Below are 9,527 nucleotides of genomic sequence, written 5' to 3' on the forward strand. Positions count from 1 at the left end.
GGGTGGGGGTGGTGGCGGAGACGCAGTGGGCGGAGGCGTGGAGGCCACTGCAGCGATGTTAAGGGCCTCAGTTATTGCTAGCCCCGTGCTACTATTGGCCACCAATCGGACGTCATATCTGAGGCTCTTGTCCAGCCCGTTAATGGTGTGGGTGCGAGCACCTGCCGCCAAGGTTGCTGTATTTGGATAAGTGGAACTACCGACTTGCCGCCATAGAATACTCCAACCAGTGACCGAGTGACCACTGGTCGCAGGCGTCCAGCGGAGCGTTATCTGGCCGTCGGCGGGGCCCGACTCGGCGGTGCCGGTTGGATAATTTGGAGGGTTGGCACCAGTCGTACTAACAGATTGAAGATTTACACTCGACTGCTGTGTCGATGCCCGTGAAGCGGTGAACAATACCACAGCAACCAGTAAAAGGGTGAAAAACAGTATAGAAAAACGGAAAAAACCGGCGCTTGTAAAGCTAGGCCGACGATTTTTTAGGGGGGGGGTAGAATCAAGGGTACTTCAGAATTAATCCTAAAGTTGCTTTCTTTCATTTTCATCCTCGCTTGATAGAACTTCATAATTGATTTCGAACCAGTCGGTTAGTAAGAACCGGTTACTTCACACCTAACACTAACAAAAACTGGTTATTTTTGTCAAGGCGAAAAATCGACATACGAGAAATCGAAGTATTAGTAATAAACTAATTGTATAGCTGGTCCCCTAGGCTTGCGGAGTTCTCCCTGGTTTCGGGGTCTATAATTGTTTTCCGCCGTTTTTTTCGGGTAGATTTTCTAGCTTCAAACCCGCGGAGGCTTACATGATGACTTCCGATTTTGAATATACTGACGGTGAACTTTACGTTGAGAAAGTTCCCGTAAGGAAAATATGCGAGGACTTCGGAACTCCGGTCTATATCTACAGCCACAATTCCATCCGCTCAAGCTTCCTTGAGTACAAGGATGCGTTTTCCGAAATCGATCCCCTGATCTGCTATTCCGTAAAGGCGAACTCTAATATATCCGTACTCAAGATTTTCTCCTCCATGGATTCCGGTTTCGATATAGTCTCGTCGGGGGAGCTGCAGAGGGTTGTCACCGCCGGGGGAGACACCTCGAAAGTGGTGTTCTCGGGAGTCGGGAAGACCGAAGAGGAGATAGAGGCCGCAATTCGCTCCCGGATACTTTTTTTCAACGTGGAATCCGAAGCGGAGCTTCAGAAGATAAACGATGTGGCCGTCTCGCTCGGAGAGAAAGCCCCGGTCGCGATAAGGGTTAATCCTGATGTTGATCCCGACACCCATCCGTACATATCGACTGGTTTTGAGAAAAGCAAGTTCGGAATCGGGATCGAAAAAGCTGTGGATGTATACAGAAACGCCTCACGGATGGGGGGAATTGAGATAAGGGGAATTGATGCCCATATAGGTTCCCAGATATTTGATCTTTCCTCCTTTTCCGAGTCCATATCGAAGCTTGTCTACCTGGCCGACAAGCTCGGGAGCGACGGGATTGAAGTTTCCTACATAGACATAGGAGGAGGTCTGGCGATAAGCTACGAGAGCGAGGAAAAGCCTCCGGCGAAATCCGAGTACGCGCGGGTTTTCGAGGAACATCTTCGCGATACCAGTTACGGACTGGTCCTTGAGCCTGGGAGATCAATGGTGGGTAACGCGGGAATAATGTCTACTAGGGTGCTTTATGTTAAGGAGGGAACATCGAAGAAATTCGTAATAGTCGACGCCGCGATGAACGACCTTGTGAGACCCGCGTTTTACGATTCGTTCCACCGAATAGAGCCGGTGCGCGTGGGAGGTTCTGAATCCCGCGAGGTGGTGGACATAGTCGGCCCGATATGCGAATCGGGCGATTTTCTGGCCAGAGACAGGAGTTTCCCCGAAGTTTCCGCGGGAGAACTGCTTGCGGTTTTCAGCGCGGGGGCGTACGGTTTCGTGATGTCGTCTAATTACAACACAAGACCCCGGGCTGCCGAGGTTCTTGTAAGCGGTGAGAGGTACTGTGAGATAAGGGCCAGGGAAACTCTCGAGGACCTGCTGAAAGCTGAGAGCATCGCGGAATTTCTTTAGCATCTAAACGGCGCTTGGTAGTTAAGTCATGAAACAGGGTTTTAACGGGCTTAAGGTAACGTCTTTTGAAAGTCGCCGTTGCGAGGAGATGAAAAAGCTTATCTCCTATCACGGCGGTGTGCCCAGGGTCGCACCCTCGATGAGGGAAGTCCCCGATCTTAAAAGTCCTTACGTTGCCGGGTTTGCCGATGATCTTTTCTCGGGCAACGTTGATATCCTTGTGCTGATGACGGGGGTGGGCACCCGGATCCTCTCCGACATGGTGATCGCGGAGTCGGAGGAAAAGAAATATTTGGATGCCCTGAGCGCGACGACGATTCTTGCCAGAGGTCCTAAGCCCGTGGCGGCCCTTCGCAAATTCGGGATAAAACCGAATATAACCGTTCCTGAACCGAACACGTGGAGAGACATACTTTCCACTTTTGACCAGAGGGACATGTCGCTTGAGAACCTAGTCGTGTATGTCCAGGAATACGGGGTCTCCAACGAGGAGTTTCTCGCTTCTCTTGAAAAAAGAGGGGCTGACGTAAGAAGAATTCCCATTTACAGGTGGGCGCTGCCGGAGGATCTGGGTCCCCTGCGCGATGCTGTAAGATCCGTATCCGAAGGGGAAGAGGACTGCCTCCTGTTCACAAGCTCCCGGCAGGTATCCAACCTTTTTGAGGTGGCGGCCGGGGAAGGATATGCCGACGACTTCATTGAAGGAATTAAAAAAGCGCTTGTATGTTCGATCGGACCGACTACCACGGAGACACTCAGGGAAAACGGGATATCCGTTGACTATGAGCCCGACAGCCCGAAAATGGGGAACCTGGTGAGAGAGGTGGCCAGAAGGTCAGCGGCGCTTCTCGCCAAAAAAAGAACAGCTTTTCAAAACGGGGTGGATACCCGGAACTGGAACCGCACGCAGATGGTCTGGTCGGAGGACGGCGCGCAGGTCCAAAGGAGAGAAATCACTTCTGAAGGAGCATTTATGAAGGCGTGTCGACTCGAGAAATCCGATTATACTCCCATCTGGCTTATGCGACAGGCGGGCAGGTTTCTTCGGGAATACAGGGAGGCCCGCTCCCGCGTTTCTTTCAAGGAGTTTTGCAAGACCCCGGATCTGGCCTCGGAAATTACGCTGATGGTGGTTGACCGCTTCGGCGTGGACGCGGCCATAATTTTCTCAGACATACTGCTCATACTGGAACCCCTGGGACTCTCCCTTGAGTATTCGAGCGTCGACGGTCCCGTGATAGGCAAGCCTCTTAGGACCCGAAGGCGCATAGAAGCCCTGAGGGACTTTGATCCCGAGAGCATGGATTTTGTCTACCAGGCTCTGCGTATCACGAGAAAGGCGCTTGCCCCCGAAGTTTCGCTTATTGGTTTTAGCGGTGCTCCCTTTACCGTGGCTTCCTATGCGGTTGAGGGAAGCGGTTCAAAAAACTACGTAAACACGAAAAAACTCATGTATGGAGACCCTTCCCTGTGGGAGAGGCTGATGGAGATTCTGACCGAGAGTATTTCGGATTATCTCTGTGCTCAGGTGGATGCCGGGGCCGATGCCGTGCAGATTTTCGACAGTTGGGTGGGTTGTCTTTCCCCGGCGGATTACGAGAGATTCGTTTTTCCGCACGTAAAGAAACTTATCTCGGCGCTCCCGCCGGAAGTTCCGGTAATATTGTTCGGGACCGGAACCGGTTCCTTGCTCGAACTCATGGGAGAGACCGGGGCTGGAGTTATAGGTCTTGACTGGAGGGTCGATATTCTTGACGGCTGGCAGAGGGCGGGAAGTTCTCTCGCGGTTCAGGGGAATCTTGATCCGGTCTCAATGCTCTCAACCCCGTCTCACGTCGTGGAGGAGGCGAGGAAGATACTGGACAGAGTGAGAGGAAGGCCCGGGCATATATTCAATCTGGGTCACGGTGTACTGCCGCAGACGCCGGTTGATAATGTTCTGAGGCTGATTGACGAGGTACACGAGTATTCCGCGCGAAGGGAAGCTTAGGAAGAAGTTCCATGCAAAATAATTTTGACGCCGTAATGATGATTGGATACGGGGCTCCCGAGAAAAAAGAGGACATAATGCCCTTTCTCAGGAATGTGGCGAGCGGGAGACCGATACCCGAGGACAGGCTGCGGGAAGTCGCCCATCACTACGAAATCTTCGATGGGAAGTCTCCGCTCAACGAATTTACTTACAAGCAGGCCCGAAAACTTGAGAAGCTTCTTTCAGTGTGGGGGTATGATCTTCCGGTTTACGTCGGGATGAGGAACTGGCATCCGTTCATCAAGGATTCCCTTGAGCAGATGCGGGAAAATGGTGTTAAGAACCTGGTGGGCCTCATAATGGCCGTTTACCGCTCCGATGCGAGCTGGGAGAGGTACATGAGGGATGTGGACGAGGCCTGCGAAGATCTCAAGATGGAGCTTCACGTGGAATATGTTCCGCCGCTTTTTAACCATCCTCTTTTTATAGAGGGCTCGGCGGCCAAGGTAATGGAACGAATGCGTGAAATTCCCGAGGGCAGGCTTGATACCACTATGCTGGTCTTTACGGCTCACAGCATTCCCGAGAGGATGTCGGATTCGTCTCCCTATGCTCTTCAGTTTGAGACTTCCTCCATGCTGGTGGCGGACAGAGTCGGGCACAAAAAATGGATGATTGCCTACCAGAGCAGAAGCGGCTCTCCGAACGAGAAATGGCTTGAACCGGACATATGCGACGTGATAGGGAACCTCGCTGACCGGGGCTTCACGGATATCGTGATTCAGCCGATAGGATTTGTCTGCGATCATGTCGAGGTGCTTTTCGATATAGGGGTTGAGGCGACCGAGGCTGCGCGCGAGTACGGGGTGAACCTCTACAGGGCCGAGACCGTAAACGACGATGACCGCTACATAAAGGCTCTGGGCGACGGGGTGTTGAGGCTCATCGATTCAGAAAACTCCCGGCAATAAGTAAGATAGTTCGGTATGAAAGTTGCGATTGTCGGCGCAGGAATCTCGGGTCTTTCCTCTGCTCACTACCTGAGAAAGCTTTGCCGGGAGGGAAACGTCCCCCTTGAGCTTGTTCTTTTCGAGTCCTCCGCGCGTCCAGGAGGGGTCTTCGATACCGTAAAAAAGGAGGACATGGTTCTTGAACTCGGACCCGATTCCTTTATAACGTCAAAGCCTTGGGCGCTTGATCTTGCAAGGGAGCTCGGACTGAGGGATTCGCTCCTTGGGGTGGGATACGGCCAGCGGAAGGACACGTTCGTTTATCAGGCGGGAAAGCTCTGGGCGCTTCCCGAGGGTTTTTTCCTGATGGCTCCCTCAAAGCTTCTTCCCTTTTTGCGCAGCCGACTGTTCAGCGCCGGGGCCAAGCTCAGGGTGCTTTTTGAGCCTCTGGTTCCCCGCGGTGGGGGAGGGGACGAAAGCATTCGTTCTTTTGTGGAGAGGAGATTCGGAAGGGAAATCTTCGAGAAGGCCGCGCAGCCTCTTCTGGGCGGGATATACATGGCCGACCCCGATAAGCTCAGCCTCTTGGCCACCATGCCGCAGTTCCTTGAGATGGAGCAGCGAAGCCGAAGCGTCCTTTGGGACCTTCTTCGCAATCCACCGACGTCCCGTGGGGAAAGCGGTGCCAGGTACGGTCTTTTTCTCACTCCGGCGGAGGGTATGTCTCTTATCGTCGAAAGACTTTGCGAAAGCGCCGAATTTGCGAGGCAGGATTACAAGACCCCGGTTCTTTCCCTTAAAAAATCAGAAAAGGGATGGCTTGTCGGTTCTGGACGTGGAGAAGAGGAGTTTGACGCTGTCATCCTGTCCGTCGGGGCCGATACGGCAGGCCGGCTGCTTTCTGATGTCGATCCGCAACTTGGAGCGAGACTCTCGGGCGTGCGCTATGTTTCTTCTGTTGTCGCGACTCTTGTTTTTGATGAAAAGGATTTCCGCGGTCTTCCCGAGGGCTTGGGAATCATAATTCCTTCCAGAGAGGGAATGAACCTCGTTGCGTGTTCGCTTTACAGCAGCAAGTTTCCCGGAAAGTCCGGGAGCGGAAAAGTGGTGATCAGGTGTTTTCTCGGAGGAGAGCTTAACCCCGATGCGGTACTTTGGGATGAGGAAGAAATAAAATCCGTCTTAAGGGAAGAACTTGCGAGAGTTTTTGGATTCGATAACCATCCGACAGAGATTTATATCAGGAGATATAAGATGTCCATGCCGCGCTTTGCACTGGGACACAAAGAGGATATCTCGGGCGTTATGCACCGACTTTCGCGTCACTCGGGGCTTGCTCTTTGCGGATCGGCTTATCATGGCATCGGAATTCCGGACTGCGTACGCTCGGGAGAACTCGCCGCTAGGAAAATTTATGCGGATATTATCCGTTGAGTGGAAAAGGAAGGAAACGTGAGTGTGATTGCAAAGATGGTTTGACCACTTTTTCTTTATGCTGAAACCGGCAAACAGGGGGTGGCATAATTTCTATTGATCCCTGTTGATCATTCGGTAAATTCCATTATTAAGAGTATGCGGCAAATACTGCTGGCAATCGCTGAGGGACCCTTGGACCCCCAAAAGTTCCGTAGGAGGAGAGCGGCAGCCCTCCTCGCATACTCCAGAGATGACCAAGTGACACCTCAAATCCTATCCTTTTCCTTTCTTTCAATTCCCAAACTATTTTTGCCATTTGATGGAAGTAGCTCTCAAACTATAGCAGGCCGATATACATAGGCCGTGGACAAATTTGAAGTGGAATGGGGCATACTCTTCGGGGAATCGCTTTCCAAAACTTCACAATGGTGGTCTTGCAGTCCGTATACCTTTCCGCGTCTGGATTGCAGTCGTCCTTTATAGCGTAGACATTTCGCTTGTTAATTCTGATCTGTGCACCCATGGCGATCTCCAGAAGTCTTGTTTCCGAATAGCCGTTTTATGAAATGTGGTATTGATCCTCGTGTTTTTCCTCGCCACTTAAAAACTGGCTGAACCGGTGTTTAGAGGAGTTGGCTATCACCGAGAATCTTTGTCGGAGTGATTAGTATTAAGTTTTCTCCTATCCATCTTTACTTTTAACAAGCTCGATCGCAATATTGAGTCTTGCTGATCGCAACATTTTTTGTATTTCTTACCGCTGTTACAGTAGCATAACGCATTGCGATTTCTGCCCTTACCTCTACGAGAGACTAAAGCTAAAGCATCCTCAATACCTCTATCTCCGTGGGCATGTCCCTCCCAAGGTTCCTGTCCTTTTATTCTTCTATAAGATTGCCAGTAAAAAAACGGAACAACTTTTTTTAATATGAAATCCACCGCACCTTGCCATCGGTACTCAGGAAATATCCCCAGACAGCAACTGTTGCAATCATTTTTGTCAACATGAAGATCTTCCAAGTCTACTTCCGAGTCAGTTGAAAATCTTAATATTCTCCCAGAGGTTTCATAAACTTTCGGGAAACCGAACAAGTCTTTTTTATCAAATTTAATTTCTATTTCGTAGGAATCATATATAGCTTCCCGATGTTGAGAGTTGTGCTCTAACTCTCTGCTACTGCTGTCATACCAGCAGCAAAGGTCCAAAGTTCCCCATATGCGCCCATTCCGTACTTCGCAGTTTAATTGCGGGAATACATCCCTTACTTTCTCAATATCTTCATCCTTTAAAACGATATCCATGGTTTTTCCACATTCGTCTTAAAGGGCTTCTTCCTTTTTTTCCCAAAGGGAAAACGGTCTCCAAACACTTTTCTCCAATATTTAGAAGCTTCCTCCTCGCAATCGGAGTCTATAGCTCTCTGGGCATTTCCACCAAATACCTCTAACTCATGCAGAACTTTCTCTTCGTTGTATTTCCCTAACAACTCTTCATCTGTAGGAGTTGTGGGACGGTAACACACAAAGTCCCAATTTAATTCATTCCTGATACTCTTTACGGTATTACATAAAGCCAAGTCATCACGGTCGCTTTCTTGGTAATGATTACAGGCCAGAATAGTAAGAATAAAACCGGAAGGAAGTTTAAGGCTGGAGTTCTTGTATTCCCGGTAATCTTTCCATGCCTTTAAGTAACGAATGATTCTCCTCAGTTGCCCAGTAGAATTCGTCTGAGATATTTTTTCCTCAACCCAATTCATGAATTCTACGGGATCACTATCTATAAAGCCTTCTGACTTGTGAGCCAATTGCGGAATACTGTCCTTATCTTTCAGCCAGTAAGCGGGTAAATCGATGTGGTGTCCGTCAGCATAAACAACTCTGACACAAGTGTTTTTATCGATTACGTCCGACGCATGCCCTTCAACCGCATTTTTTATGCGGTTATGATAGGTTTCTGGAGTTTTTCGGTCCGATTCAGGACTGATAAAATAAACTCCATCGTCCATATCATATTTCTCCTTAATAACTCCTTCTTCCTCCACTCGAATAGGGTTAAGATTAGTTTTTAACGGAAAGGAACCTTGAGGATGAAATTCTGGTTTTTTCCAACGCTTTTCTTCGAAAAATTTGTTTATTTTACTTCTCAACGCTGAACGGCTGGCTTTTAACTTTTCTCTCTTTGAGTCAGTTAATCTTATAGCTCCGTTGAACTTCTGGAATAATTTGTGAGTATTCATTTACTTACCTCCGCCAAAACGATTTTTGAGACCCTAATACGTCCCTTGGTTTGAGTCCTACGATTCGTGAAATAATAACCCTCTAATTTTATATCCTTACTTTTCTTGATCACCTGAAGAACTGTCATTCCGTCATGCTGATCCAGGGTATCGCCACCCTTACCAGAGCCTCTGTTCTGGTAGTAAAAATAGAGGGAACAATTGCCCATCTCATCAGTATCAAAAAAAGCTTTTTTGCTTTCGGAAAAAGTTTCGTTTTCTCCTTCTTTTCGAAAAGAGCACTCTACTTTAATCAAAGAAGCCGTCTGTTGAATATTGAGATTACAGCTTTTGCTTTGGTTTTCACCATCCCAGTAATATTCGACTGTACCTTCGTATTTACCAGTTAAATCGGGAATTTTTACCATGCAATTAAGTACCGGGAATTTCCATAACCACTTGTCATAAAGTCCCAAGAGAAAAGCAACGAGTAGAATTGGAGCAACTCCTTGGAAAACCCCATACTGCCAAAAAAAAGATAATGCCCAAGAACATAGAAACCAGAGCACTCCAATCGTAAAAATTAAGAGTTCTGGCTTATAATTAGCAAAATTAAAGCCGATTTTCATACAGGATTTTCTCCTCTTGTCTTCATATGTGGAAAAGGCAATTCCATATTTATTGATATCATTTGATTATCTGTTGGCCTTGAAACCGAAAACCTGTAAACATAGATAGACATCACAATCATGGCGTTTATAATAAAGAGTGTTCCTGTTTCCTACTCATTGAATTTTCTGCCACAGCAAATGCACCTTGCCAAAGATATAAGGTTAGGATATTCATTTTGATTCCCTCTTTTCTATTAAAAGATTATCGTTGCCTCAATCCTGTTT

General features: G+C 48.6%; 8 protein-coding genes. 4 read left to right on the forward strand and 4 right to left on the reverse strand.

The window, feature by feature from the left end; genetic code table 11:
* A partial coding sequence (locus F4Z13_00760) for a fibronectin type III domain-containing protein (protein ID MXZ47776.1) occupies positions 1-435 on the reverse strand: 435 nt, incomplete at its 3' end.
* 376 nt (positions 436-811) lie between these two features.
* On the opposite strand from F4Z13_00760, the gene lysA reads away from it, so the two are divergent.
* From lysA to hemG, 4 genes are all read left to right on the forward strand, one after another.
* Complete coding sequence (gene lysA, locus F4Z13_00765) at positions 812-2,074, forward strand: diaminopimelate decarboxylase (protein MXZ47777.1); 1,263 nt, start codon at positions 812-814, stop codon at positions 2,072-2,074.
* Positions 2,075-2,162: 88 nt separating this feature from the next.
* Positions 2,163-4,064, forward strand: a complete 1,902-nt coding sequence (gene hemE, locus F4Z13_00770) for a uroporphyrinogen decarboxylase (GenBank protein ID MXZ47778.1) — start codon at positions 2,163-2,165, stop codon at positions 4,062-4,064.
* A gap of 11 nt (positions 4,065-4,075) precedes the next feature.
* Positions 4,076-5,017 carry a ferrochelatase gene (gene hemH, locus F4Z13_00775; GenBank protein ID MXZ47779.1) on the forward strand — a complete coding sequence of 314 codons (942 nt, stop codon included), beginning with the start codon at positions 4,076-4,078 and terminating at the stop codon, positions 5,015-5,017.
* Positions 5,018-5,032: 15 nt separating this feature from the next.
* On the forward strand, positions 5,033-6,430 hold the full coding sequence (gene hemG / locus F4Z13_00780) for a protoporphyrinogen oxidase (GenBank protein MXZ47780.1): 1,398 nt from the start codon (positions 5,033-5,035) through the stop codon (positions 6,428-6,430).
* A gap of 621 nt (positions 6,431-7,051) precedes the next feature.
* Here hemG and F4Z13_00785 read toward each other — a convergent pair.
* Genes F4Z13_00785 through F4Z13_00795 form a run of 3 tightly spaced genes read right to left on the reverse strand, consistent with a single transcriptional unit; the run spans position 7,052 to position 9,260 of the window.
* Positions 7,052-7,714: a hypothetical protein gene (locus tag F4Z13_00785; GenBank protein ID MXZ47781.1), complete on the reverse strand. Its 663-nt coding sequence runs from the start codon at positions 7,712-7,714 to the stop codon at positions 7,052-7,054.
* Positions 7,699-8,652, reverse strand: a complete 954-nt coding sequence (locus F4Z13_00790) for a hypothetical protein (protein ID MXZ47782.1) — start codon at positions 8,650-8,652, stop codon at positions 7,699-7,701. The genes F4Z13_00785 and F4Z13_00790 overlap by 16 nt, the downstream gene beginning before the upstream one ends.
* Positions 8,649-9,260, reverse strand: a complete 612-nt coding sequence (locus tag F4Z13_00795; GenBank protein MXZ47783.1) for a hypothetical protein — start codon at positions 9,258-9,260, stop codon at positions 8,649-8,651. The genes F4Z13_00790 and F4Z13_00795 overlap by 4 nt, the downstream gene beginning before the upstream one ends.
* Positions 9,261-9,527 lie beyond the last annotated feature (267 nt).

It is taken from the genome of Candidatus Dadabacteria bacterium, assembly GCA_009837205.1.
Classification (GTDB): domain Bacteria; phylum Desulfobacterota_D; class UBA1144; order Nemesobacterales; family Nemesobacteraceae; genus Nemesobacter.